Genomic DNA, 25104 nt, shown 5'->3' with positions numbered 1-25104 from the left:
GCATCTCTGCGCCGCCGGTGAAGGGGGTTCTACGGCTACTATCAAAGAGTCGCAACCCCTTTTTATCAAAAACCACTCCCTTTTTCAAAAAATATCAATAATTAAACAATATCAACATGTTAGAGATAATGAACGTGAGGGGGAAGGTTAGCGAATAGGTGACTACCGAAACATCCCGCCATTCTTTGCACGACTCGCCAACAATCCGAGTACCACGGCCACATATATATAAGGTTCGGGGTGGAATCCTTTGACCTGCATGAAGTAATGAACCGTCCCCAGCACGACCACAACATAAGTCAACTTGTGCAACGTCTTCCAGCGACGCCCCAATTTGCGAACCGACCAATTGTTCGAAGTGATTGCCAGTGGGATCATCAGGAGCAAACCGGCCATACCGATGGTGATGTAGGGACGCTTGATAATGTCTCCCCAGATTTGAGAGGGGATTTGTACATCCAGCACAAGCCAGACCAACAGATGCAGACAGATATAGAGAAAGGCCAAAAGGCCGATTGCCCGGCGATACTTGATCAAACTTATCCCGGTTACGTTTCGCAAGGGCGTGATGACCAATCCCGCGATGATCAACTGCAAACCAGCCTTGCCAAGAGAATGTTCCATGACTTTGACTGGATCGACGCCCAGCCCCCCGGTCACCCCCTGCCACAAAAGCCAAAGAGGGTAGCTAACGCCAAGGACATAGACGAGCCACACGGGAATCCGGCGGATTGCAGTCTTCAACAGACCATTCATTCTTTGTTAAGTCTCATGGCTTTTGAAACGGACACTCTTCTTGATTGCGACAAAATTCGGCCATTTTCGATCTTTAGACACGGCTCAGGGTTATTTGCCCGACCAATACACAAATCGATACTTTTGGATGTTCTACTATGACTTTTGAGCAGAATTCTTTGCACCTTGTTCTATCCCTGTTGTTCTTTTGTTTCGCAGCCTGCGCCGCACTGTCGGTATTGTGCTTATGCAAAGGAAAATCTGTTTTCTCTCATGATACCTCTTTTAGAGGACATGTTTCGGCCGCGCTGTCTTCGTTCTTTTCCAAAACACCGCGTGATCTTGGCAACAAGACTCTGGAGTATCGCTGTCATTGGGCCATGCGGCTGCTTGCGCCCTGGATTGCCCCGACCGTTCTTGTCGCCCTGCTTTTTTCGCCGATCTTTCAAGTAACAGGCTATGACACTCACACACTTCAAACGATCTTCGTGACCGGGGCCGCCGGATTGCTGGGATACTGTGGGTTTATGATGGTTTTCGTTCAACGAGTCGTCTGCAACGCGCACCATGTTCAAAGTCACGGCCTGTCCCTTCGCGGTCAAACCCGTCGTCTGGATGGTCTTGCAGCAGTGCGTGTCAGCGAAACAATCCCCGTGATCGTTCTGACCTTTTCGAACCAACCAACGCTGTATATCCCGAAGTACACCATGCATCGTGACACCCTTATCCGTGATCTGCAGGAAATTGCGGATCACAATGGGAACAACGGGCGTGTTGCTCCCATCCCGACGTGGCAGGCACGCATGGAGCTTGCTTAGACAAGCGACCCACTCAGAAGAACTTTCGCAGGTCCATCCCTTCGTAGAGACCTGCGACCTCTTCCTCGTAACCGTTGAACATAAGTGTATCTTTGCGCGGCGCGAAAATTCCGCCGCCAATGGTCCGCTCTGTGGCTTGTGACCAACGCGGATGATCTACGGTCGGGTTCACATTACTATAGAATCCATACTCGTTTGAGATTGCCTTGTTCCAGCTGGTTGGCGGCTCTTTGTCTGTTAGCGTGATGCGAACAATCGATTTGATCGACTTAAAGCCATACTTCCATGGCACAACCAGACGGATGGGCGCGCCGTTCTGGTTCGGAATGGTTTTCCCATAGATGCCCGTCGCCATAAGCGTCAAAGGATGCATCGCTTCGTCAAGGCGCAGACCTTCGACATAGGGCCAGTCCAAGAAGGGATATTTTTGGCCGGGCATTTCTTCCGGCCGGACCAGTGTTTCAAAGGCCACGTATTTGGCGCCGTCTTTGACGCCGGCCATCTGCAACAGGTCCGCCAATTCGAAACCGTTCCACGGCACGACCATCGACCATGCCTCGACACAGCGGAATCGATAGATCCGTTCTTCAATGGTCATCTTGGACAGGATGTCGCCCAGCGCATAATCACCGGGGTTTTCAACCATACCATCAATTTTGATGGTCCAAGGGTCGGTTGTAAGGCTGTGGGCATATTTGGAGGGGTCTTCCTTGCCTGTGCCGAACTCATAAAAGTTGTTGTAAGAGGTGATGACGTCCCAACTGTCAGGAACCAACTTCTGCGAAGCCTGCGCAGCGTTTGCCCCTCCGAGGCCTGCAACACCCAGCCCTGCGAGTCCTGCCAAGATCTGGCGGCGATTCATATATACGGATTCAGGTGTGACATCCGCATGTGTCAGATCATTGGTCCAGCGTTTGGCCATCTATCCCTCCCTAGGTTTTGTTTCACTAGGATGTAGCCACATGGAGCCCGCAATCCAAACCACAACTTCTCACGAAGGCGTGGTTGAATTGTAACTTGGATAAATTTTGTTCATCGGAACCGAACGGCCATTGGGCTGAACGATGCGCACATGACGCCGTCGCATTTGACGGGGTTCGCTCACCCCGACCGAATGGGCGATGGTTTCGACCTCTTTGATGATCATCGTGGCATAGCGTGCGACACGCTTGTATTTACGCTCGACCACCAGCCCCTTTTGGAAACGGGGATCATGCGTTGTAATGCCCGTCGGACAGGTGTTCTTGTTACACTTGAGCGCCTGAATACAGCCCAGCGAGAACATAAAGCCCCGCGCCGAGACGATGAAATCGGCCCCCGCCGCCAAGGCCCACGCCACGTCGCCGGGATTAACCAGCTTGCCCGAGGCAATAATGCGTATGCGGTCATGCAAATGAAATTCGTCGCGCAGGTTCACCACCAGCGGCAGCGCCTCGCGAACGGGCATCCCGACGAGATCGATCAATGGCATCGGGGCCGCACCGGTTCCCCCTTCGCCGCCGTCAATCGTTATAAAGTCTGGCGCGGCATCCGATCCACGGCGCGCAATCGTTTCAAAGAGCTGCCGGAAGGGTTCTTCAGTGCCCACCACAGTCTTGATGCCAACAGGTTTGCCCGTGACTTCGCGGATGTGCTGGATCATATCCAAAAGGTGGTCGAAGTTATCGATTTCACGGTGACGGTTAGGCGAGATTCCATCCTGTCCGACCTTTAGGCCACGAATGGCCGCGATTTCTTCGGTCACTTTCTCTCCGGGAAGAATGCCGCCTTTGCCGGGTTTTGCGCCTTGCGCCATCTTGAGTTCGAACATCCGGATCTGCTCATGCGCTGCAACCGAACGCAGTTTTTCATCACTCAGGCCTCCGTGTTCGTCCCGCACGCCGAATTTCGCTGTGCCGATCTGGTAAACAAGATCACACCCGCCTTCGAGGTGGAACGGCGATACGCCTCCTTCGCCTGTGTTCATCCAGACACCGGCCTCTTTCGCGCCCATAGCCAACGCTTGAACCGCAGGCTTTGAAAGCGCGCCATAGCTCATCCCGGAAATATTATAGATCGATGGGGCGAGATAAGGCGTGCGCGCACCTGGCCCGATCAACAAAGGTTCGGTGCTGGCGAACTGATCATCCAAAGGTGGAAACGGATCATTTACGAAAATTGGTGTTCCGACAACATTCAGATTGCGCGTTGAGCCAAAGGCCACCGTATTGCCCTTTCCCTCGCCAGATCGTGCAACCCACTCTCGTTGTGCGCGGTTAAAAGGAAGCTCTTCTCGATCCATCGCAAAGAAATACTGCCGGAAGAATTCACCCAACTCCGAAAACAGGTGCCTGAACCGGCCAATCAAAGGGTAGTTTCTTCTTATGGCGTCTTCGGTTTGCATACGGTCGATCACAAACAGAACCATGGCCACCAATACCATCACACCCAGAACGGCAACAAAAACGAGCCCAAGTATCTCGACGAGATCAAATGCTCTATCCATGGACATATTCATATTTTCTAATCCTTGTTGACCTGCATCAAAGCCGCTAGGCGTTATGTTAATAAGGTGCCGTTTGTATCGCCTTGTCTCAAGTCACATTACACAAAACTTTTCGGGAGGATTGTTATGAAGTCTGTACTACTGGCCGCTGGCCTTGCATTGACCGCATCGCTGGCCGTGGCAGGGGACACAGCTGTGACTTATACGGTTGATCAGGACTATGATGATGTCATCTTTGGTCTCGAAAGCGCGATCACCGACAAGGGATTGATCATCGATGCGGTGAACCATGTCGGTGAGATGCTGGAACGGACAAAAGAAGATGTCGGGTCAACGGTCACAATTTTTGATCGCGCCGAAGTTTACAATTTCTGCTCTGCAGCTCTTTCACGCAAAGTAATGGAAGCCGACCCCATGAACCTTCAATTCTGTCCCTATGGTATTTTCGTAATGCAAAAGCCCGGGGAAGAGGGCGCAACCACGATCGGCTACCGCATTATGCCCGAAGGTCCGATGAAAGAGGTTCAGGCCCTTTTGGAAGACATCGTTCAAGAAGCGATAAGCGAATAAGCCTCATTCCACTGCAAAATCTGCGGTCACGAGAAGGTTAATTCCGATAAGGTGGTGGTGTCTGCAACCGGCGCCACCCCTAAGTGCATGCGCCCAACGTCATTCCCGCCACGATAGAAAGCGGCCAGAGCCACTCTGGCCGCCCAAAAAAAGAATCGTTTTTCCGTTGAAAAGACTCACGTTTCCACGGCGAAAACAGTTCACCCCAGCCACCATCGACTGTTTCAACTTTGGATCACAGATATTGATAGTGATGTCCAAAATGCGCCTTTTTACCGCCACATTTTCGCCTAATTCTTTGCCGGAAAGGCCCGATGTGTTAACCTTTTGTTAATATTTTAGAGCGCGGACACAACATTCTAACCGAGAAACGCTCCCAACTTTTAACAGAAGAAGGTTTCTTACAATGGCTGCAGATCCTCAAATAATCGACTGGAACATCAAAGAAGGCACGATGTACAGCGAGTACTTGATCGGTACGAACTGGAAAGACTGGATGTACGCCTATGGAGGCGACGATACCGTCTTCGGGCTCGAAGGTGACGACACTGTTTTCGCAGGCGAAGGCAATGATTCTGTCAGGGGCAAAGAAGGAGACGATGCTCTTTTTGGCGACGAGGGCGACGACATCCTTAGCGGCGGAGATGGAGACGACGGCATATTTGGCGGCGCTGGAATGGACACGATGTCTGGCGGTGACGGCAATGACAAGATGTATGGCGGCGATGATGATGACAGGGTCAGCGGAGGAGCAGGCAACGACATCGTGCATGGCGATGCGGGTCACGACTACCTATTTGGTGGGGTTGGCGACGATACGCTAAACGGCGGATCGGGAAGTGACTTTCTCTACGGCGGTTCTGGGTTTGATCGTTTGACCAGTGGCGAAGGCGATGACAGCCTTTATGGCGGGGACGATAACGATACACTTTACGGAGAGGCCGGAAATGACCGACTTAGCGGCGGGTCAGGTAATGACGGCTTGTTCGGCGGGCTCGACAATGACCTACTCTATGGGGGTTCTGGCGACGATAGCCTGTACGGCAATAACGGAAACGATCTGCTATACGGCGTTTCCAATGATGACCGCTTGAGCGGTGGCGCTGGCAACGACAGTCTTTATGGCGGCGACGATAGTGATACGCTGTTTGGTGGCACTGGGGAAGACAGCCTCAGTGGCGGCAACGGCGACGATAGCCTGTACGGCATGGAAGAAAATGATGTGCTGTCTGGAGGAAACGGGCTTGACCTAATGAGTGGCGGGGCCGGTAACGATACTCTCTACGGGGTGGAAGACGATGATCGTTTGTTTGGTGGCACAGGCGAAGATTTGTTGGACGGCGGGATAGGCGATGACGAACTCAGCGGTGGTTCGGACGCCGACACGTTTGTATTCAGCGCAGGCTCGGGCAACGACACGATCACCGACTTCGAAGATGGCTTGGACCTTATCGATGTCGCCGGTTGGACACCTGGTGTAATTGCCCTCGTCAGCAACCCGGCGTTTTCAGAAACGGTTCTCGCAGGAGACACGTATGTCTTGATCGACGGTCTCGACACGTTGACGATTTCAAACGACGGGCCTGGTAGCATCACGCTGACCTCTGATGATTTCATCATCGTTTAAGTAGGCTAAACAAGTTTATGGCCCGCCAAACAGGACTGTTTGGCGGGCCATTTTCGTAAATACTGTGAGTGTACAACGGCATCATCTGGTTTTTTGGATCCGAGAGGCCGATAAAAGACGTCGAGGCGTTGCTGGAAGAGGTCGTTCGCAAAGCCATAAGCGAGTAAAAGTGTGTGTTTGTACAAGAAACGGCATGAGGTTTGTGCGTTTGGTACAAAAGTTTCCGTTAAGACTTTGGCAAGAAACCCGCCCGAGGGGGGCGGGTTTTTCTGATGGAAGCTGCAGAGAGTTTCGATTGGCATCTTCGGCAGTAAGAGCCCAGGCGCCCTGAACTCAACCTTCTCTTGCGCCAGATTCAGCCTTGTTTGTTTCTTCTGATTCCACCTTGGTGTTGTAGTTCTCGCGCTCTTGGCGGACGAACTCATCTGCGGTGAGTTGCTCTGATTGCGGGCGTCCGAAATCCGCGATAGCCGGATTGGGCACATGATCGAGAGTCGAGCCGGTTGCGGCATCTACACCGATGCCGACGATCCCGCCGACCAGAATGTTTCCAGCCAGCGCCGCGCCTCCAGAACCACGCATACGGGTTTCGATTACGATCGTTCGCTTGTCATTTCCCCGTTTGAACGTTGCGACAAAGCTCTCTTTACGGGATACCTTGAGTTGGCAAGGTGTCGTGCAACGCATTCCATGGGACATTTCGACGTCAAGCCCGCTGGGATGGGAACCGAAATGAACATCTTCGCTTGTGCCCTTGGTGACTGTGGCACAGGCGGCCAGAAACACAAATTACTTCAACTTATTGTCTCTAAGAAATGACTTCCCATCACCTCCAGGAAGAGTGCAAATAAGTGTCATTCCGTGAAAGGAAGAGCCCGCCACAAGGGCGGGCTCAAAGAGTTTTAAATAAGATCAATGCACAACGGCATCATCTGGCTTGTTTCGGTCCGACGTGCCGACGCGATCGCCGATAATCAGACCCTCGGTGCCAGCCCTGATCGGGATGGTCTCTCCGTCTTTGATGTCACCAGACAACAGCGCTTCGGCCAGCGGGTTTTGCAACGCGCGCTGGATCACGCGTTTCAAAGGTCGTGCGCCGAAAACAGGGTCGTAGCCTTCATCGGCCAACCATTGCTTCGCGCTGTCTTCTAGCACCAAGTCGATCTTGCGGCCTGCCAGACGTTTTTTCAAAAGCGACAGCTGGATATCGACGATACCGTCCATATCAGCCCGCGCCAGTCGATCAAAAATGATCGTTTCGTCCAGCCGGTTCAGGAACTCTGGGCGGAAGTGCGCCCGCACAGCGTCCATGACATCCCGCCTTGCATCAGCCGCATCCGCGCCTTCTGGCAATTGCGAGAGCGATTGCGCCCCAAGGTTTGACGTCAGGATGATCAATGTCTGCTTAAAGTCCACCTTGCGACCCTGACCGTCGGTCAGAACACCATCGTCCAGAACCTGAAGCAGAACGTTGAAGACATCCGGATGCGCCTTCTCGACCTCATCGAACAAGACAACCTGATACGGACGGCGCCGAACCGCTTCGGTCAGAACGCCCCCTTCATCATACCCGACATAGCCGGGAGGCGCTCCGATCAGACGCGCGACAGAGTGCTTCTCCATAAACTCTGACATATCAACGCGCACCATCGCGTTGTCATCGTCAAACAGAAACTCTGCCACAGCTTTGGTCAGCTCGGTTTTCCCGACGCCAGTTGGTCCGAGGAACAGGAACGATCCCAAGGGACGATTTTCGTCGTTCAGACCCGCGCGCGCACGACGTACAGCGTTCGCAACGGCCGTGACCGCCTTGTTCTGGCCAATCACACGTCGATGCAGATCATCTTCCATCCGCAAAAGCTTGTCACGTTCGCCTTCAAGCATTTTGGACGTCGGAATTCCGGTCCAACGCTCAACGACCAAAGCGATCTGCTCGGGGCGTACCGCCTCTTCGACGGTCATGTCGGAACCGACTTCTTCAGCCTCGGCAAGCTTTTTCTCGAGATCCGGGATCACGCCGTATGACAGCTCACCAGCTTTGGCGAGATTGCCCTCGCGTTTGGCGATGACAAGATCCGCACGTGCCTGATCCAGCTGTTCTTTGATATCGCGGGCCGAAGCCAACTTATCGCGTCCAGCCTGCCATGTGGCAGTCATTTCGGAAGATTTCTCCTGAAGATCGGCAAGATCTTTTTGAAGCGTTTCCAAGCGGTCTTTCGAGGCTTGGTCATCTTCAAGCTTCAGCGCTTCTTCTTCAATCTGCATCTGCAAGATTTGACGATCAAGCGCGTCCAGTTCTTCCGGTTTTGAGTCGACTTCCATACGCAAGCGAGACGCGGCCTCATCGACCAGATCGATGGCCTTGTCCGGCAAAAAGCGGTCCGTGATATAGCGGTGCGACAGCGTCGAGGCCGCCACCAGAGCCGCATCAGAAATACGGACACCGTGGTGCAGCTCGTACTTTTCCTTGATGCCGCGCAGGATCGAGATCGTGTCTTCCACGGTCGGCTCTTCTACGACAACGGGCTGAAAACGGCGGGCCAATGCCGCGTCTTTTTCAACGTACTTGCGGTATTCGTCCAGCGTGGTCGCACCGATACAATGCAACTCGCCTCGCGCCAGCGCAGGTTTGATCAGGTTCGCCGCATCCATTGCGCCATCAGATTTTCCGGCACCCACAAGCGTGTGCATCTCGTCGATGAACAGAATAATCTCGCCGGCGGCCTCGGTTACTTCGGTCAGCACGGCTTTCAGGCGTTCTTCGAATTCACCGCGATATTTGGCGCCTGCAATCAAGGCCCCCATATCCAGCGATAGCAGCTTTTTGTTCCGTAAAGATTCAGGCACGTCACCGTTGACGATACGAAGGGCCATGCCTTCTGCGATCGCCGTTTTACCGACGCCCGGCTCACCAATCAGAACAGGGTTGTTCTTGGTGCGGCGGCTCAGAACCTGCATCGCGCGGCGAATCTCGTCGTCCCGACCAATAATCGGGTCAATTTTGCCTTGCTCTGCTGCTTCGGTCAGATCACGCGCATATTTCTTGAGGGCATCATAGCCTTCTTCGGCTGATGCACTGTCTGCGGTGCGGCCTTTGCGGATGTCATTGATGGCAGTGTTCAGCGCCTGCGCATTTACGGATCCCGCATCCAAGGCGTCTTTTGCCTTCGACTTTACCATAACAAGCGCCATCAAAATGCGCTCGACAGGTACAAAAGAATCACCCGCTTTTTTGGCGATTTTTTCTGCTTCGGTCAGAACTTTGACTGTGGCGTTATCGAGATATGGCTGACCTGTGTCCCCGCTCACTTGGGGAATCTTGGTCATCGCCAGATCGACGGCTTCGCGAACGCGTTCGGCGTTTCCGCCCGCGCGCGTGATAAGATTGGCCGCAAGGCCCTGCTCATCGTCCATCAGTGCTTTTAGAATGTGTTCCGGCACCATGCGCTGGTGGTTTTCCCGCATGGCAATTGTTTGAGCGGATTGTACGAAACCGCGCGACCGCTCCGTGAACTTACTCAAGTCCATGGTTATTCTCCTCTTATAAGCGCCCTATCGATGGAAACGCCCGCTCTGCAGCGCGCCCCCTTTTTGGGCCTCATTAACGAGATGGAAGTGTCGATGTGTCATTTCAAGATAGTGCCGCAGAAAAGATATCTTTGATTGGTTCCAATCCCGCCACAATTTGCCCACTTCTTTGGGTTTGATTGTGAATGAGCAGCAAATAGGAGGTTCATATGAAGATCGTAGAAATCGAAATGTCCCAACAGCACACCGATCCTTCAGTCGGCGTTTCAGTCGCGCAGGTCACCTTCCACACGGATCAAAACAACCAGACGCACTTTACCTGCCTGCTTAAAGCGGACGCTTTGGCCGAACATCCCGCACAAAGCCAAAGGTTGATGTTTGTTCACGATGCACTGCGTCAACTGCGCCGTATGCCGGAATTTCGCAGTGGCCGTGAAGTCATCACGTTTGCCAAGCGTATGATCGGGGCTCCCGAGGGGCTGGCCGCTTAATCAGCGGTTGTCCAAATCTCTTTAACGACAAGCGACATCGCACAGTCGCTTGCGCAGACAGGGGCAGAGGATTAGGACAGGCACAGCTTGTTTCTAAAAGGATCGCTCTATGTCCGACGACCGTCTGATCGTGGCACTTGACGTGCCCAATGCCTTGCAAGGTCTGCAATTGGCCGAAAAACTGGGCGACACTACTGCCTTTTACAAAATCGGCCTTGGGATGTTGACCGGTGGCGGCCTTGCTTTGGCCAACGAGTTAAAGCAGGAACACGGCAAACGCATTTTCCTCGACATGAAACTCTTCGATATTGGCGCAACGGTTGAAAATGCCGTGCGCGGGCTTGCGCAATTCGACCTCGATTTTCTGACCGTTCATGGCGATCCGTATGTTGTCAAAGCCGCCAAAGAGGGGGCTTCGGGAAAAGACCTCAAAATTCTTGCAGTCACGATTTTGACCTCGCTTGATCGCAACGATCTGGATGGGGCCCTGATTAAGGACGGCGAAATTAGAGATCTTGTTCAGGAACGCGCAGGCCGCGCGTTTGATGCAGGCGCTGATGGCGTGATTGCTTCGCCACAAGAAGCCGCGCTTATCCGGGCACTGCCCGAAGCAAACGGCAAATTGATCGTAACACCCGGTGTGCGCCCCGCAGGCGCCGCGTTGGGAGATCAAAAGCGTGTCGCAACCCCTGCCAGTGCAATTTCAGACGGCGCGGATCACATCGTCGTAGGCCGCCCCATCTGGCAGGCCGAGGACCCACGGGCCGCCGCCCAATCCATCGTGGACGAGCTGGCCGCGCTTTAAGAAAACGACCGCGCAGCATTCGAACGCCCATGTTGTGTGAACTACAAAGCGATCAAAGGTCCTGAACGCGGCATCACGCGTTCAGGACGCACCCGCCAAATAGTCGGCAAGGCGCGACTGGAACTGTGGAATCGCTTTGGGGTGTTTGAGATAGGACATCGGATCAATCAGTTCCCACCGTTGCCCTTCCGCGCCAAACACAATGTCCTTTTCTGCTGAGGCGGGCAAATGCGCGGCAAAGAACCAAAAGGCCACTCCACGCTTCCAATAGATCCTTCCCCAGTTTGGCGTCGTCGCGGGAATGACCAACCCCAGCTCTTCTTGTGTTTCACGTAACACACAAGCGAGCCCGGTTTCGTCCCCCTCTCGACCACCCCCCGGCATATCCCAATGACCCGGCCAGGGGATGTCGCGGTCTTCGTCTCTTAGAATTGTAATCAACTTGGCCCCGACAAAGAGCGCAATCTTAGCCCCGTGAAAGGCAGTGTCGTCTCTGCCCGCAGATGATACACTCATCTTGACCCACCTTTAGATAATACCAGTCTGACCATGCCTGCCCTTTGCCGCGATTGCATCACAACCTTTGACGCCCCGGGCCGGTGCCCGGCCTGTGGCAGCTTGCGTGTCAAACATCACCCGGAACTGTTTGACCTGTCCATCGCACATATGGATTGCGACGCCTTTTACGCCAGCGTTGAAAAGCGGGACAACCCGGATATCCGCGACAAACCCGTCATCATTGGTGGCGGAAGGCGTGGCGTGGTTTCAACCGCGTGTTACGTGGCCAGAATTCGGGGCGTGCGGTCCGCTATGCCAATGTTCCAGGCTCTCAAACTGTGTCCGGATGCCGTGGTGGTGAAACCGCGTATGGACGTTTATGCGGACATTTCGCGGGACATTCGCAAAATGATGGATGAGCTCACCCCTGACGTTGAACCCCTTTCGCTGGACGAAGCGTTCATGGATCTCACAGGGACCGCAAAACTGCATGGGGCACCGCCCGCCGCGATGCTGGCAAGGTTGGTCAAACGCATGAAGGACGAATTGGGTCTTACGGGGTCTATTGGTCTGAGCCACAACAAATTCCTCGCCAAAGTGGCATCTGATCTGGAAAAGCCACGCGGATTCTCTGTTATCGGCAAAGCCGAAACAGCCGAATTTCTGTATGACAAGCCCGTCAGATTGATCTGGGGCATTGGCCCCGCGGCGCAGGCATCCCTTGATAAAGCTGGGATTCGGTCTTTTGCTGATTTGCTGCGCTGGGACGAACGGGACCTATCGGAACGATTCGGCTCTATGGGCACCCGCCTGTGGTATCTTGCGCGGGGCCAGGACAAGCGGCGCGTCTCGGCTCATGCTCCGATGAAAAGCATCAGCAACGAAACCACCTTCTATGAAGACACCAGCAGCGACGACATTCTGGATGGTCACTTGTGGCGTTTAGCCGAAAAGGTCTCAGACCGTGCCAAAGCCAAATCCAAGGCCGGGCGGGTCGTGACACTTAAATTGAAACGCTCGAACCACAGCCTGATCTCCAGACGCGTGGCTTTGCGGGATGCAACGCAAATGGCCGATTCGATTTACCAAACCGCGCGCGGTCTTTTTGATCAGGTCGGCGATCAGGGCCCTTATCGCCTGTTGGGTGTGGGTCTTTCGGATCTGGTCGCGGAAACTCAGGCTGATTTGTCGAATGATCTTCTTGATCCGGAAGCGCACAAACGCCGCAAAGCCGAACGCGCCACGGATGAGATACGCAAAAAGTTCGGCACCAGTGCGATTCTCAAGGGACGTGCGATGCGCTGACTTATTCGGCAGCCAACCTTTGTCCAGGCCTGCCGATTTCAGCGATTTTGCCAATGACCGTCGCCAGAAGATTTTGGAATTCTGCAAAATCTGACCGCGGCTCGATTCGTGCCTCATCCATATAAAGGGAACGGTTGATCTCGATCTGGACAGCATGTTGTTTTCGCGACGGACGGCCATAGTGCTGTGTGACATACGCCCCCGCAAAAGGTGTATTACGGGTGATGTTCAGACCTGCGCCAAGAAACGCGTCCTCGATCAAATCCACGATTTCGCTATCGCTCGAAGCGCCGAACCGATCCCCGAGTACGATGTCAGGGCGTGTTCGTCCCGCATGCGCCATACTATCAAGAGCTTCGTTTGGCATCGAATGGCAATCGATTAGAACAGCCCGTCCAAACATATCGATCGATTCATTCAAAAGCTGCTGTAGGCGCGCATGATAGGGGCGCCAATACGAATCAATCCGTCTGTTTGCCTCTTCCAAAGAAAGTTTGCCGCTATAAATGGGTCTGCCGTTGGCAACCACACGGGGGATCACGCCCAACCCGGACGCCACGCGCGGATTATGCCCCACCTTGCGCACCCCCTTGATCAGGGCCGGGTCCAGCTCGTCTACTGATCTGTTCAAGTCCAGAAAGGCACGCGGGGCGCCAGCTTTCAGGAAAGGGGCCCCATGAAGAGGAGCGGCCTCAAAAAGCCTGTCTACAAAGGCATCTTCCGAGCTTCGGATACTGTGCGCATTTAAAAGGCTGCGCCGGACGAACCATTCTGGATAATCGCAAGCACTGTGCGGAGAGGCAAAAACCACTGCAGAAGATCTGCAATCAGGCTCTAGAACAGTAAAGGCGGTCTTCGGCATGGTGTCTCCAGTCCACTAAATATATAACCCGAAAAATATCATGTTCAAAAGCCCTTGAACCTTTGCGCGACTCCTTTTATAGACCCCGCTACCGGCGCGGATTTCCGCGCCCCCTTTTGTTAAAGGGGGGCAGAGAAGCCAAACTGGACAGAGTGGGCGATTAGCTCAGCGGTAGAGCACTTCGTTGACATCGAAGGGGTCACAAGTTCGATCCTTGTATCGCCCACCATTCATTCATAGCCCCGGCAACGGGGTCCCGTTCAACCCGGCGCATGTCGCGCCTAATTGAGGAGAAGACCATGAAGGTCAAGAACTCGCTCCGCTCGCTGAAGCAGCGTCACCGCGACTGCCGTGTTGTGCGCCGCAAGGGCCGCGTTTATGTCATCAACAAGACTCAACGCCGCTTCAAGGCTCGTCAGGGTTAAGCCCCGACAGTTGGCGATATTTTTAAGGCCGTCCTTCGGGGCGGCCTTTTGCTTTTGGGCGTGTCGTCCTTAGCAGGTGCGTGAAACGACTCGTCGACGCTCTATCCAACGCCGCAGGCTCTCGCCTACCAGAGGTCAGGATTGTTCAGTGCCGGGACGCACGTGCAAGGCCCTGAAATCGGGTCCATGCTGTTTGCTGTAAGTGACTGGCCCAACCAACCTTCGGGTTGCGACAGCGCAAGGGGGGCCTGCGCAAACTCCTCCGAGATTTGGCGAAACCCCACTCGGGAATAAAACGCAGGGTCACCATAGGTCGTGACAAAGTCGATCCCGTTTTGCCTCAACTCACTTAATCCAAATGAAATGAGCTGCTGTCCGACGCCTTTACCTTGCCATGCCGGCGTGACCGCAACGGGCGACAGAATAAAGACCTGACGGTCCTCCTGCGCATAGGTGAGCCGTGACAAAAAGATGCCACCCACGATCTCGGGCCCTTCCAGCGCGGTAAAGCAGTACAGATCTTCCTTGGCGGAACCGGACATCAGGTTCCGCACAAAATCCGCGATCAAGGCCCCCTCTTCAGGGCCTTCAGAGGTTGCAAACGTGTTTTCAAACAGGTCTGAAATTTCTTGGGTGCGGGAAATAAATCCGGACGAAAACTTCATTTCGAATCTCTTTGACAGGCAACTGCGGTGCGCGCACCCTAACAAACCCGTCTGGGGCAACAAAGCCGTCACACGGCTTTGTTGCTTGGCATTTAAGAAGCGTTACTCCGCCATCTGCTGACCCGGGGTCGAGCGGGAAATGTCGCGCTCTTCGTCACTCATGTCCTCTGCGACGCCCTCAAACAAAGGTGTCGACAGATATCGCTCTCCTGTGTCTGGCAGCATCACGAGGATATTTGACCCCTCGGGTGCATCTTTGGCCACATCCATCGCCGCAGCGAGTGTCGCCCCGGCGGAAATGCCGACAAAGATACCTTCCTCAGCAGCCAAGCGGCGCGACCACGCAATTCCGTCTGGTCCGTTGATCTTGAGCAGGCTGTCGTAGTATCCTTTGTCCAGCGCCTCTTGCAGGACAAAAGGCACAAAGTCAGGGGTCCAGCCCTGTACAGGGTGTGCCTGAAACGCTGGGTGGCCTTCTGTGGCCTGATGGGCGTCATTTCGCGGGTTCACCTCACCCGAAGACACAAGCGCCGCGTTAGAGGGCTCGGCAAGGATGATCTTGGTTTCAGGGCTTTGATCGCGCAAAACCCGCGAAACGCCGGCTACCGTGCCTCCGGTGCCATAACCAGTGACCCAATAGTCCAGCGATTCACCTTCGAAATCAGCAAGGATTTCGCGCGCCGTCGTGTTTTCATGGATGTCAGCGTTGTCCGGGGTCTCGAACTGGCTGGCAAGAAACCACCCATTCTTGTCGGCCAGCTCAATGGCTTTCTGATACATGCCAAATGCCTTTTCGGCTTTTGGAGTCAGCACAACTTTGGCACCAAAGAACCGCATCAACCGGCGGCGTTCGACAGAAAAGGCCTCTGACATGGTGATGACCAAAGGATACCCCTTGGCGGCACAGACCATCGCCAATCCGATGCCGGTGTTGCCCGAGGTCGCCTCGACCACGGTTTGACCCGGTTTCAACCGGCCATCGCGTTCGGCAGCTTCGATGATATTCAGGGCAAGCCGGTCTTTGACAGAGCCCGCAGGGTTTGCCGCTTCCATCTTGACGAAAATGTTTACGTGATCCGGCGCGATCCGGTTCAGCCGGATAACAGGTGTGTCACCTACGGTATCCAGAACGCTGTCAAAACGGCGTCCACGGCCATTGGTTTGTCTGATTGTCATGATCTCTTCCCTTTGTGCGGGGTAACTCAAAAACGTGTTCTTCAAATGAACCATGTTTTGCGCACTGGCGAAATGGGGCACCCGCAGACAAGGAAGGTCTTCCAAAGAAAACGCACCAAGCAGAAAAAAGGCGCAAACCGCATTGCCGAATAAGGATCAGCGGCGGTCTGCGCCCAGTGGTAGGGGAAGTAAATTTGACCGGATCAGTCGTACTTGCGCTGATCCTCGATAACGATTCCGTCCTTGGGCAAACTGTCGGGCGCTACAATCTCGACCTGCCCTTTGAGTTTGAGAGTTTCAGCCACAGATTTGGCGTATACATCCGCATCGCCATTCTCGGCTTCGATCTGAACCGTCATCACATCCATCTCGCCAGAGCGTGTTGCGATAACACGGGCCTTGGCAATTTCATCGTGTTTGGCGACCAGTGCCGCAACCTGTTCGGGGCGCACAAACATCCCTTTGATCTTGGCGGTTTGATCGGCACGTCCCATCCAGCCCTTGATGCGCATGTTGGTCCGACCACAGGGGCTTTGTCCCGCCAGAACAGCAGAGAGGTCGCCTGTGGCAAACCGGATCAGCGGATAATCAGGATTAAGTGTCGTGACCACGACTTCGCCCACTTCACCCTCTGCAACAGGCAGGCCGGTGCCGGGCGTAACGATTTCGACGATGACACTTTCGTCCACGATCATGCCTTCCATCGAAGCACTTTCGTAAGCGATGTTGCCCAAATCTGCTGTCGCATAAGACTGAAGGCATGTAATGCCCCGATCCGCATACTCCTGACGCAGGCTCGGGAACAGAGCACCGCCCCCAACAGCCGCTTTCGTGATGTTGAGCGTCACGCCCATTTCATCAGCCTTGTCGAGGATGATCTTGAGGTAATCGGGCGTGCCCGCATAGGCCGTAACACCGATAGCGGCGGCGGCCTGAACCTGAAGTTCGGTTTGACCAATGCCGGCAGGTACAACCGCAGCGCCAACAGCCTTGGCCGCATTTTCAAAAATCATACCCGCTGGCGTCAGATGATACGCAAAGCAGTTTTGAACGATGTCATCAGCGCCGAATCCCGCGGCATGCATTGCGCGCCCCATGCACCACCAGTCATGGCTGGTGTTGCCGGGTTCATAGATTGGACCGGGCGATTGAAAAATATGGGCAAAGTCACTGACCGGTATGGCGTTGAAACCGCCAAGAGGAGGATTTGCAGCCTGTGCTTTGCCCAAATCTGATTTGCGCAATACTGGTAGCTTGACCAGATCCGCCGCCGATGTGATCGAGGAAGGATCAACATCTGCAAATGTTTCGGAATATCCAGCGAGCGATTTGGCCCGTGCGATCTGTTCGGGCAGCGCCTTGGCAAGATCTGCAGCGCGGGCGTCTGCCGTCCGTGTTTCCAGTTCGTCGAAATACTGGCTCATCGTGCCATCCTTTATTCTGAACTCGCCAAGGCTTTGGGCCAATCATTGCCTTCGGGCGTAGCTTCCCTGATGGCAGGACGATTCCGCCCTGCCCCACTGTCTTTGTGATCTTATGCAAGACCTGTGCGGGCTGTATTAGGTGGCACCCCGCGCGGATTGGTGCAGGCTTAGCTCAGCCAACGCTTGCGGCGGCGATACGACCGCACGTCGCGGAAAGATTTTCGACCGTCATCGGACATGCCGAGGTAAAATTCTTTCACGTCCGGATTTTCACGCAGCTCTGCCGCAGGGCCGTCCATCACGATGCGACCACTTTCCAGAATGTAGCCATAGTTCGCAAAACGCAGGGCCACGTTGGTGTTCTGTTCGGCAAGAAGGAAAGTCACGCCTTCCTGTTCATTCAGGTTTTTCACAATGGTGAAAATCTCTTCAACCAATTGCGGCGCAAGACCCATCGAAGGTTCGTCCAGAAGAATGGTTTCCGGACGCGACATCAATGCGCGGCCCATGGCAACCATTTGCTGCTCACCACCAGATGTATATCCGGCCTGGGATTTGCGGCGTTCTTTCAGACGTGGGAAATAGGTATACACCATGTCCAGATCTTGCTGAATTCTTGCTCCGCCGTCCGAGCGCGTGTAGGCTCCGGTCAGCAGGTTTTCTTCAACGGTCAGGTGTTCGAAACAGTGACGGCCTTCCATCACCTGAATCACGCCCTGCTTCACCAGATCTGCAGGGTCCCGGCCTTGAATGTTTTTGCCACGGTATTCGATACTACCCTTGGTGACATCGCCTCGCTCGGATTGCAGGAGGCTGGAAATGGCCTTGAGTGTCGTCGTTTTACCAGCACCGTTCCCACCAAGCAGCGCCGTGATACCGCCTTTAGGTACCGAAAGGCTTACCCCTTTCAGAACGAGGATCACGTGATTGTAGATCACCTCAATGTTGTTGACCTCAAGCAGGGTCTCTTCTGTGCGACCAGCGTCGAGCATGTGAAAACTCTTTCTTAACGGTTGGAGTTGCCCCGGCCAGACCGAAATCCGGCCGGGAACATTACAGCGGCTTACTTGTTACAGTTCGACGCGATGTTGTTTTCTTTGGCATACGAAGTCGAATCTGCTTCGATCAATGCACCGATCACTTCCATGTCGGTTGCTTTGAAGTCCGAGATCAGCGACCAAGTTTTGTTTTCGGCATCCCACTGGGTTACGCCAACAAGACCTGGACCACCGTGGTTTTCGCACGACACTTCAAACGACGGACCAAAGTTCGGCATTCCGAGGGAAGCCATCTTTTCTTCGGTGATCGAAAGCGCTTCCATACCGTCACGCATCATGGATGCAGTGATGTCTTTGGTACCGTGGATTTCCTGAGCGGTCTTGGCAGCTTCTGCTGCAAGCATCGCTGCATACATACCACGGTTGTAAAGAACGTTACCGATTTGGTCGCCGGCACCGGCAGCTTTACCCGCATCAACAACATACTTTTGCATGTCGGCGAACACAGGGAAGTCACGGCCCACGTTGTGGAATGTCAAAGCTTTATAGCCGTTTGCTTTGGCGCCCGCTGGCATCACGTCATGCTCTGCACCTGACCACCAGATGCCGATGAAGTTTTCCATTGGGAAACGGATGTTCGCAGCTTCCTGAATGGCAACCTGGTTCATCACGCCCCAGCCCCACATCAGGACATTGTCAGGCTTCTCGCGACGGATTTGCAGCCACTGCGATTTCTGCTCCTGACCGGGGTGGTCAACAGGCAGCAAGCTCAGCTCGAAACCGTGCTTTTTGGACAGCTCTTCCAGTGTACGGATAGGCTCTTTGCCGTAAGCAGAGTTGTGATAGACCAGAGCGATTTTCTTGCCCTTGATGTCACCGTCGTTGATTTCCAGCAGATAGTTCACCGCACCCGAGGCACCATTCCAGTATGTACCGGGATAGTTGAAGGTGTGGCTGAACACGTCACCGTTGGCTGCCGATGTACGGCCATAACCCATGGTGTGCATCGGGATATCGTCAGCAGTGGTTTTCGGGATCAGCTGATAGGTGATACCAGTCGACAGCGGTTGATAGACAAGTGCGCCTTCACCTTTGGTCGACTCGTAGCATTCAACACCTTTCTCGGTGTTATAGCCGGTCTCACATTCCAGCAGCTTTGTCTTTACGCCGCCGATGCCGCCATCACGCTCGTTCAGCAGAGTGAAATAGTCTGCATAACCGTCTGCGAAGGGGATCCCGCCAGCAGCATAAGGGCCGGTGCGATAGCTGAGCGATGGGAATACCAGGTCCGCCATAACGGGGCCAGCTGCCATCAATGCGGTCAGTGCCGCTGTTGCTAGTGTTTTCTTCATCGGGTTAATCCTCCCTTGGTTTTTCCGATGTTGGTTTCCCAAGGCCTCCTCCTGGCCTGACGGGAATAAGTTAGCTTTGGCCCCGCCTTAGTGCGGGAAGGGCCACAGCCGTAGTTTTTGTTTTGTCACACGCCACAACTGAGCAAGCCCGTGTGGTTCGAGGATCAAAAATAGAATGATCAATCCGCCCACAATCACAAGCTGCAAGTGTGCGACGATATCTGTGGGCCAACCCAACCAGTCCACGCCGACAACTTTCAAGACGACCGGCAACAGAACCAGAAATGCAGCGCCGGCGAATGAGCCAAAGATCGATCCCAGACCGCCAATGATGATCATGAACAGGACCAGGAATGATTTGTTGATGCCGAAAGCTTCGCCCACTTCAACCGCGCCGAGATAGACCGAGAAGAACAGAGCGCCAGAGACACCTACAAAGAAACCCGAGACGGCAAAGGCGCTGATCTTGGCTTTCAACGGGTTCACGCCGATGATTTCTGCGGCGATGTCCATGTCACGGATGGCCATCCACTTACGACCGGCCATCCCGCGGGTCAGGTTGCGTGCGATAAGGGCGCTGACCACAACGAACACAAGACAGAACAGATAGGTTGCCCACGCTTCGGTATTTGGACCGGTGACCGGAATTCCGAATACTGTGCGCTCGGGCGCGTTGATCTGACCTGATGCCGAGTAGTTATAGAACCATGGCACCCGGTTAAACAGCCACACCAGAAAGAACTGGGCCGCAAGCGTCGCCACAGCGAGGTAGAAGCCTTTGATCCGCAACGAAGGCAAACCAAAGATCACGCAGACAAGGCCCGTGATGCCGCCCGAGATGAGGACGTGAAAAAAGATATTCACCTCTGGCATGCTGGTCATCAGTTTATAGCAGGCATAGGCGCCCACTGCCATGAAACCACCTGTACCCAGCGAAACCTGTCCACAGTATCCAACCAGAATGTTCAGACCCAATGCCGCGATGGCATAGATCAGGAACGGCAGGAAAATGGCGTTCGCCCAGTAGTCGTTGATGATGAACGGAATGACAAGAAATGCCACTGCCATAACTGTAAAGTACCCAAGACGATCAAATTTGATCGGGAAGGTCTGGTTGTCGGTGGCGTAGGACGTTTTGAAATCGCCCGCTTCACGATAGAACATATTGTTTAGCTCCCTTGAGCGTGCGCATTTTCGCGCGCAGCTGCGTCAAGTTGATTGGACTTTTTTGCATATCCGCTGGCCTCGGCAGCACGCACGAGTTTCAGATAAGCAAAGAGACCGGTAATAAGACCTGCAAAGGCAAGAAGTGACGCCACCATCAGCTGTCCATCTGAAAGAGAGTCCGAGGATATGGCGATATAACCAAAAGCCCAGAAACCCGACCATGCGATAACATTCAGAATGGCGATCACTTTTGTCATACCTTTACACCCTCTCGATGATTTTTTCGCCGAACAGGCCTTGCGGACGGAACACGAGGAAGACCAGCGCCAGAACATAGGCGAACCAGTTTTCAGTCGCACCGCCGACCATCGGGCCGATCAGGAATTCAAACATCTTCTCGCCGACACCGATGATCAGGCCACCCACGATGGCACCGGGGATGGATGTGAACCCACCCAGCATCAGCACGGGCAACGCCTTGAGCGCGATAAGAGACAGCGAGAACTGAACGCCGGATTTGGCGCCCCACATGATGCCTGCAACCAGTGCCACGAACCCGGCAACCGACCACACGAGAACCCAGATAAAGTTCAGTGAAATACCAACCGACAGCGCAGCCTGGTGATCATCTGCAACCGCACGCATGGCGCGACCTTGTTTGGTGTACTGGCTGAAGATAACCAGAGCCGACACAAGGATGATCGCAACGATGGTCGCGGTAATATCGAGGTTGTCGATAAAGAAGCCGTAGCCGAACCAGTTGTAGGTGGCTTCGTCGATCGCGAGGTTGATCCCCTGCGGCAAACAGGCGTTGGCCGTCAGGCAGACATCAAGCGTCTTGATCTCGGAACCCCACATCAGGTCCGCGAACCCTTCGAGGAAATAGGCCAGACCGATGGTTGCCATGAACAGGATGATCGGTTCTTGTCCGACCAGATGGCGGAACACGAACTTCTGCACGGCCCAAGCCAGGAAAATCATCACCCCAACGGTGAGCAAGATCGCCAGAAGGGAATGAACATGCCATCCAAAGTGGTGGATGTGGGTGCCCAGAACCGCATTAATCAAATGCGAGAACGGAACCTGTCCTTTTTGAATGCCCACCAGCGTCATCGCCGCGAACAGCGCCATAACACCTTGCGCAAAGTTGAAGATACCAGAGGCCTTGTAGATCAGAACGAAGCCAAGCGCGACAAGTGCGTAAAGCACGCCCGCCATCAGGCCGTTCAGGAACACCTCCATAGCAAATACGAGTTGTTCAGGCATCGGTTACGCCTCCGGTTTTCACTTTGGTTTCAAAGAATTGATTAGTCATGTGCCACCCCCAGATAGGCGTCGATAACCGCCTGGTTGTTGCGCACTTCGTCTGGTGTGCCGTCGCCGATTTTTTTACCGTAATCCATCACGACAACACGGTCCGAAAGATCCATAACAACGCCCATGTCGTGTTCGATCAGGGCAATCGTGGTGCCAAATTCGTCATTCATGTCGAGAATAAAGCGGGACATGTCCTCTTTCTCTTCGACGTTCATGCCGGCCATAGGTTCGTCCAGAAGCAGGATCGAAGGCTCTGCAGCCAAAGCACGTGCAAGTTCGACACGTTTCTTCAGACCATAAGGCAGGCGCCCGACCGGTGTTTTACGGATGGCCTGGATCTCAAGGAAGTCGATGATCTTTTCCACGGCTTCGCGGTTTTCGATCTCTTCCTTTTCGGCTTTCCCTCTCCAGATTGCTTGCGAGATCAGACTCGCATTCATCTTGCGAAGACGGCCTGTCATGACGTTATCGAGAACGGTCATGCCTTCAAACAGCGCGATGTTCTGGAACGTCCGGGCAATGCCCTGCTCTGCGACCTGATAGGGGCGCATTGGGGGGCGTTTTTTGCCTTTGTACCAAACTTCACCCTCTTGAGGGACGTAGAAGCCTGAAATCACGTTAAGCATCGACGATTTACCTGCTCCGTTCGGTCCAATAATGGCCCGAATTTCACCTTCGCGGATGTCGAACGAGATGTCGGTGATTGCTTTCACACCGCCAAAGCGCAGTGTGATGTTTTTCATTTCCATCACAGTCGGGCCGATCGTGCGACCGTCATCAGTGACGTAGCTTTCCTGCGTACTCATTCTGCGGCTACCTTGTTGGCGGTGGACACAACAGCAGCGTCGCGCAGTTCCAGCGTCGCGCTGATGCTGCCCTTGCGGCCGTCTTCATAGGTGACTTCGGTGACAGTCGAGACTTCGCTCGATCCGTCATAAAGAGCGTCCACCAGATCTTTGAATTTGTCTGCAACCACAACACGACGCACTTTGCGGGTGCGGGTCATTTCGCCGTCATCCGCATCCAGTTCTTTGTGCAGAACCAGGAAGCGATGCACCTGACAACCGGACAACATCGGGTCTTCGGCGACCGATTTGTTCACGGTTTCCACATGTTCCTGAATGGTGTCCAGAACACGCGGGTGACCGGCAAGTTCCTGATAGGACGCATAAGCGATGTTGTTACGCTCGGCCCAGTTACCGACAGCAGTCAGGTCGATATTGATAAAGGCAACACAGCGGTCTTTGCCATTGCCGAACAGAACAACCTCAAGAATATCGGGATAGAACTTGAGTTTGTTCTCGACGTACTTTGGCGCGAACATGCTACCATCGGCCATTTTGCCAACATCTTTGGCGCGGTCGATGATACGCAGGTGACCGGACTTCTCTTCAAAGAAACCAGCGTCGCCCGTTGCAACCCAACCTTCGGCATCCTTTGTAGAGGCCGTCGATTCCGGGTTTTTGTAATATTCGACAAATGTGCCCGGCGAGCGATAGAAAATCTCGCCATTGTCAGCGATCTTGATTTCCACATCCGGTGCAGGCACACCAACGGTGTCCGCGCGCACTTCGCCGTCCGGCTGCACCGTAATAAATACGGTGGCTTCTGTCTGACCATAAAGCTGTTTCAGGTTGATGCCGAGCGAACGATAGAAATCAAAGATTTCCGGTCCGATTGCTTCACCCGCGGTATAGCCTACACGCACACGACCCAATCCCAAAGTATCTTTGAGAGGCCCGTAAACGAAGAAGTTGCCCAACTTGTACTTCAGGCGATCCATCGCGCTGACGGGTTTACCGTCAAGAATGTCACCGCCGACTTTCTTGGCATGCGCCATATAGCGTTGGAACATCTTGCGCTTGAATTTGCTCGCATCTTCCATGCGGATCATGACGCTGGTCAACTGGGTTTCAAATACGCGTGGGGGCGCAAAGAAATACGTTGGGCCAATCTCGCGAAGGTCGGTCATCATCGTTTCCGGAGATTCCGGACAGTTCACGCAGAACCCACACCAATAAGCCTGACCAACCGAGAAGATGAAATCACCAACCCATGCCATTGGCAGGTAGGACAAGATTTCTTCGTCTGCGGTCAGCGTGTCGAACTCTGACGCGTTCTTTGCGGATTCGATGATGTTGCGGTTCGACAGAACCACGCCTTTGGGGCGACCGGTTGTACCTGACGTGTACAACATCACACAGGTGCTGTCATAGTCGAGCTTTTCGCGGCGCGCCTGCAGGTCCGTGATGAATTCATCATACGCTGCGCGGCCTTGATCCTGTACGTGGCTGTACTGGTGCAGCGAATGGTGGTCATACTTCCGCATGCCACGTGGATCGATATAGATCATGTGCTCGAACTGATGCAGATGCTCTTGGATATCGATGATCTTATCGACCTGTTCCTGATCTTCTACGATGGCGAAACGCGCACCACAGTGACCAAGAATGTACTCCATCTCTTCTGCGGCGCTGTCATTGTAAACAGGCACAGGCACGGCACCTACCGACTGAACGGCGACCATGGATTGATAGAAGTACGGGCGGTTGCGGCCAATAATGGCGATAAAGTCGCCTTCGTTGACACCAAGGTTGATGAGCCCAAGCGCCAAGGCCTCGACCTCTTTCTCGGTCTCGGCCCATGTCCAGGATTGCCAGATCCCGAATTCTTTCTCACGATACGCGGCTTTCTCTGCGTACAGAGTCGCGTTACGTTGCAAAAGCGCCGGAACGGACACGAGTCCTCCGGTCGCCTGTGACGACTGTCCCAAATTTTTATCCTCCCTAGAGCCCGCCTCCACGGGCCAAAACCGTCGAAACGATTCCCTCACCTCATAAGGTGCGTGTTTCACAC

At 54.0% G+C, this 25104-nt stretch carries 24 protein-coding genes and 1 tRNA gene; 8 read left to right on the top strand and 17 right to left on the bottom strand.

Annotated elements, in window-relative coordinates; genetic code table 11:
- Positions 1 to 162: 162 nt before the first annotated feature.
- Positions 163 to 756 (bottom strand): protein-methionine-sulfoxide reductase heme-binding subunit MsrQ, encoded by a 594-nt coding sequence (msrQ, locus tag PH7735_RS18995; protein ID WP_058312999.1) that lies wholly within the window; start codon positions 754 to 756, stop codon positions 163 to 165.
- Between the two features lie 359 nt (positions 757 to 1115).
- On the opposite strand from msrQ, the gene PH7735_RS18990 reads away from it, so the two are divergent.
- The gene (locus PH7735_RS18990; RefSeq protein WP_158503267.1) at positions 1116 to 1553 is read left to right on the top strand and encodes a hypothetical protein; all 438 of its coding nucleotides are present in this window, start codon (positions 1116 to 1118) and stop codon (positions 1551 to 1553) included.
- A 13-nt stretch (positions 1554 to 1566) separates the two neighbouring features.
- Here PH7735_RS18990 and msrP read toward each other — a convergent pair whose 3' ends face one another.
- Positions 1567 to 2475 carry a protein-methionine-sulfoxide reductase catalytic subunit MsrP gene (gene msrP / locus PH7735_RS18985; RefSeq protein WP_058312997.1) on the bottom strand — a complete coding sequence of 303 codons (909 nt, stop codon included), beginning with the start codon at positions 2473 to 2475 and terminating at the stop codon, positions 1567 to 1569.
- Positions 2476 to 2544: 69 nt separating this feature from the next.
- Positions 2545 to 4038, bottom strand: a complete 1494-nt coding sequence (locus tag PH7735_RS18980; RefSeq protein WP_058313021.1) for an FMN-binding glutamate synthase family protein — start codon at positions 4036 to 4038, stop codon at positions 2545 to 2547.
- Between the two features lie 126 nt (positions 4039 to 4164).
- Between PH7735_RS18980 and PH7735_RS18975 the strand changes: the two genes are divergently transcribed.
- Positions 4165 to 4608 carry a DUF302 domain-containing protein gene (locus PH7735_RS18975; RefSeq protein ID WP_058312996.1) on the top strand — a complete coding sequence of 148 codons (444 nt, stop codon included), beginning with the start codon at positions 4165 to 4167 and terminating at the stop codon, positions 4606 to 4608.
- Positions 4609 to 5014: 406 nt separating this feature from the next.
- Positions 5015 to 6235 (top strand): calcium-binding protein, encoded by a 1221-nt coding sequence (locus PH7735_RS20640; protein WP_058312995.1) that lies wholly within the window; start codon positions 5015 to 5017, stop codon positions 6233 to 6235.
- A 333-nt stretch (positions 6236 to 6568) separates the two neighbouring features.
- Here the strand turns inward: PH7735_RS20640 and PH7735_RS20635 are convergent, their stop codons facing one another.
- Together PH7735_RS20635 and clpB are read right to left on the bottom strand one after the other, a co-directional pair.
- On the bottom strand, positions 6569 to 6817 hold the full coding sequence (locus PH7735_RS20635) for a hypothetical protein (RefSeq protein WP_145865374.1): 249 nt from the start codon (positions 6815 to 6817) through the stop codon (positions 6569 to 6571).
- Positions 6818 to 7147: 330 nt separating this feature from the next.
- Positions 7148 to 9763 (bottom strand): ATP-dependent chaperone ClpB, encoded by a 2616-nt coding sequence (clpB, locus tag PH7735_RS18960; RefSeq protein WP_058312993.1) that lies wholly within the window; start codon positions 9761 to 9763, stop codon positions 7148 to 7150.
- 209 nt (positions 9764 to 9972) lie between these two features.
- On the opposite strand from clpB, the gene PH7735_RS18955 reads away from it, so the two are divergent.
- Both PH7735_RS18955 and pyrF read left to right on the top strand, forming a co-directional pair.
- Positions 9973 to 10254, top strand: coding sequence for a hypothetical protein (locus tag PH7735_RS18955; protein WP_058312992.1), 282 nt, complete (start codon positions 9973 to 9975; stop codon positions 10252 to 10254).
- Positions 10255 to 10363: 109 nt separating this feature from the next.
- Positions 10364 to 11059 carry an orotidine-5'-phosphate decarboxylase gene (pyrF, locus tag PH7735_RS18950; protein ID WP_058312991.1) on the top strand — a complete coding sequence of 232 codons (696 nt, stop codon included), beginning with the start codon at positions 10364 to 10366 and terminating at the stop codon, positions 11057 to 11059.
- An 81-nt stretch (positions 11060 to 11140) separates the two neighbouring features.
- On the opposite strand, the gene PH7735_RS18945 is transcribed toward pyrF, so the two are convergent.
- Positions 11141 to 11575 (bottom strand): NUDIX hydrolase, encoded by a 435-nt coding sequence (locus PH7735_RS18945; RefSeq protein ID WP_058312990.1) that lies wholly within the window; start codon positions 11573 to 11575, stop codon positions 11141 to 11143.
- A gap of 33 nt (positions 11576 to 11608) precedes the next feature.
- On the opposite strand from PH7735_RS18945, the gene PH7735_RS18940 reads away from it, so the two are divergent.
- Positions 11609 to 12862, top strand: a complete 1254-nt coding sequence (locus tag PH7735_RS18940) for a DNA polymerase IV (protein ID WP_058312989.1) — start codon at positions 11609 to 11611, stop codon at positions 12860 to 12862.
- 1 nt (position 12863) lies between these two features.
- Here the strand turns inward: PH7735_RS18940 and PH7735_RS18935 are convergent, their stop codons facing one another.
- Positions 12864 to 13724, bottom strand: coding sequence for an N-formylglutamate amidohydrolase (locus tag PH7735_RS18935; protein ID WP_058312988.1), 861 nt, complete (start codon positions 13722 to 13724; stop codon positions 12864 to 12866).
- A gap of 154 nt (positions 13725 to 13878) precedes the next feature.
- Here PH7735_RS18935 and PH7735_RS18930 point away from each other — a divergent pair.
- Positions 13879 to 13953 (top strand) — tRNA-Val (locus PH7735_RS18930).
- A 70-nt stretch (positions 13954 to 14023) separates the two neighbouring features.
- On the top strand, positions 14024 to 14149 hold the full coding sequence (ykgO, locus tag PH7735_RS18925; protein ID WP_012177066.1) for a type B 50S ribosomal protein L36: 126 nt from the start codon (positions 14024 to 14026) through the stop codon (positions 14147 to 14149).
- Between the two features lie 125 nt (positions 14150 to 14274).
- Here the strand turns inward: ykgO and PH7735_RS18920 are convergent, their stop codons facing one another.
- The 10 genes from PH7735_RS18920 to PH7735_RS18875 form a co-directional block, all read right to left on the bottom strand.
- The gene (locus PH7735_RS18920) at positions 14275 to 14814 is read right to left on the bottom strand and encodes a GNAT family N-acetyltransferase (RefSeq protein WP_058312987.1); all 540 of its coding nucleotides are present in this window, start codon (positions 14812 to 14814) and stop codon (positions 14275 to 14277) included.
- Between the two features lie 102 nt (positions 14815 to 14916).
- Positions 14917 to 15990, bottom strand: coding sequence for a cysteine synthase A (gene cysK, locus PH7735_RS18915; RefSeq protein ID WP_058312986.1), 1074 nt, complete (start codon positions 15988 to 15990; stop codon positions 14917 to 14919).
- Between the two features lie 203 nt (positions 15991 to 16193).
- Positions 16194 to 17414 (bottom strand): phenylacetate--CoA ligase family protein, encoded by a 1221-nt coding sequence (locus PH7735_RS18910; protein ID WP_058312985.1) that lies wholly within the window; start codon positions 17412 to 17414, stop codon positions 16194 to 16196.
- Between the two features lie 167 nt (positions 17415 to 17581).
- Positions 17582 to 18406, bottom strand: a complete 825-nt coding sequence (locus tag PH7735_RS18905; protein ID WP_058312984.1) for an ABC transporter ATP-binding protein — start codon at positions 18404 to 18406, stop codon at positions 17582 to 17584.
- 71 nt (positions 18407 to 18477) lie between these two features.
- Positions 18478 to 19764 carry an ABC transporter substrate-binding protein gene (locus tag PH7735_RS18900; RefSeq protein WP_058312983.1) on the bottom strand — a complete coding sequence of 429 codons (1287 nt, stop codon included), beginning with the start codon at positions 19762 to 19764 and terminating at the stop codon, positions 18478 to 18480.
- A gap of 87 nt (positions 19765 to 19851) precedes the next feature.
- Entirely contained in the window at positions 19852 to 20928 is a 1077-nt protein-coding gene (locus PH7735_RS18895; protein WP_058312982.1) for a branched-chain amino acid ABC transporter permease, read from the bottom strand.
- A gap of 5 nt (positions 20929 to 20933) precedes the next feature.
- Positions 20934 to 21188: a hypothetical protein gene (locus tag PH7735_RS18890; protein ID WP_058312981.1), complete on the bottom strand. Its 255-nt coding sequence runs from the start codon at positions 21186 to 21188 to the stop codon at positions 20934 to 20936.
- 4 nt (positions 21189 to 21192) lie between these two features.
- On the bottom strand, positions 21193 to 22197 hold the full coding sequence (locus PH7735_RS18885) for a branched-chain amino acid ABC transporter permease (protein WP_058312980.1): 1005 nt from the start codon (positions 22195 to 22197) through the stop codon (positions 21193 to 21195).
- Between the two features lie 41 nt (positions 22198 to 22238).
- Positions 22239 to 23054, bottom strand: coding sequence for an ABC transporter ATP-binding protein (locus PH7735_RS18880; protein WP_058312979.1), 816 nt, complete (start codon positions 23052 to 23054; stop codon positions 22239 to 22241).
- On the bottom strand, positions 23051 to 25021 hold the full coding sequence (locus PH7735_RS18875; RefSeq protein WP_058312978.1) for an AMP-binding protein: 1971 nt from the start codon (positions 25019 to 25021) through the stop codon (positions 23051 to 23053). Before PH7735_RS18875 ends, PH7735_RS18880 begins: the two co-directional genes overlap by 4 nt.
- Positions 25022 to 25104 lie beyond the last annotated feature (83 nt).

It is taken from the genome of Shimia thalassica (assembly GCF_001458215.1).
In the GTDB taxonomy this organism is placed as follows: Bacteria; Pseudomonadota; Alphaproteobacteria; order Rhodobacterales; family Rhodobacteraceae; genus Shimia; species Shimia thalassica.
The sequence above is the reverse complement of the archived record's forward strand: the minus strand, read 5'-3'. Positions and strand labels throughout refer to the sequence as shown.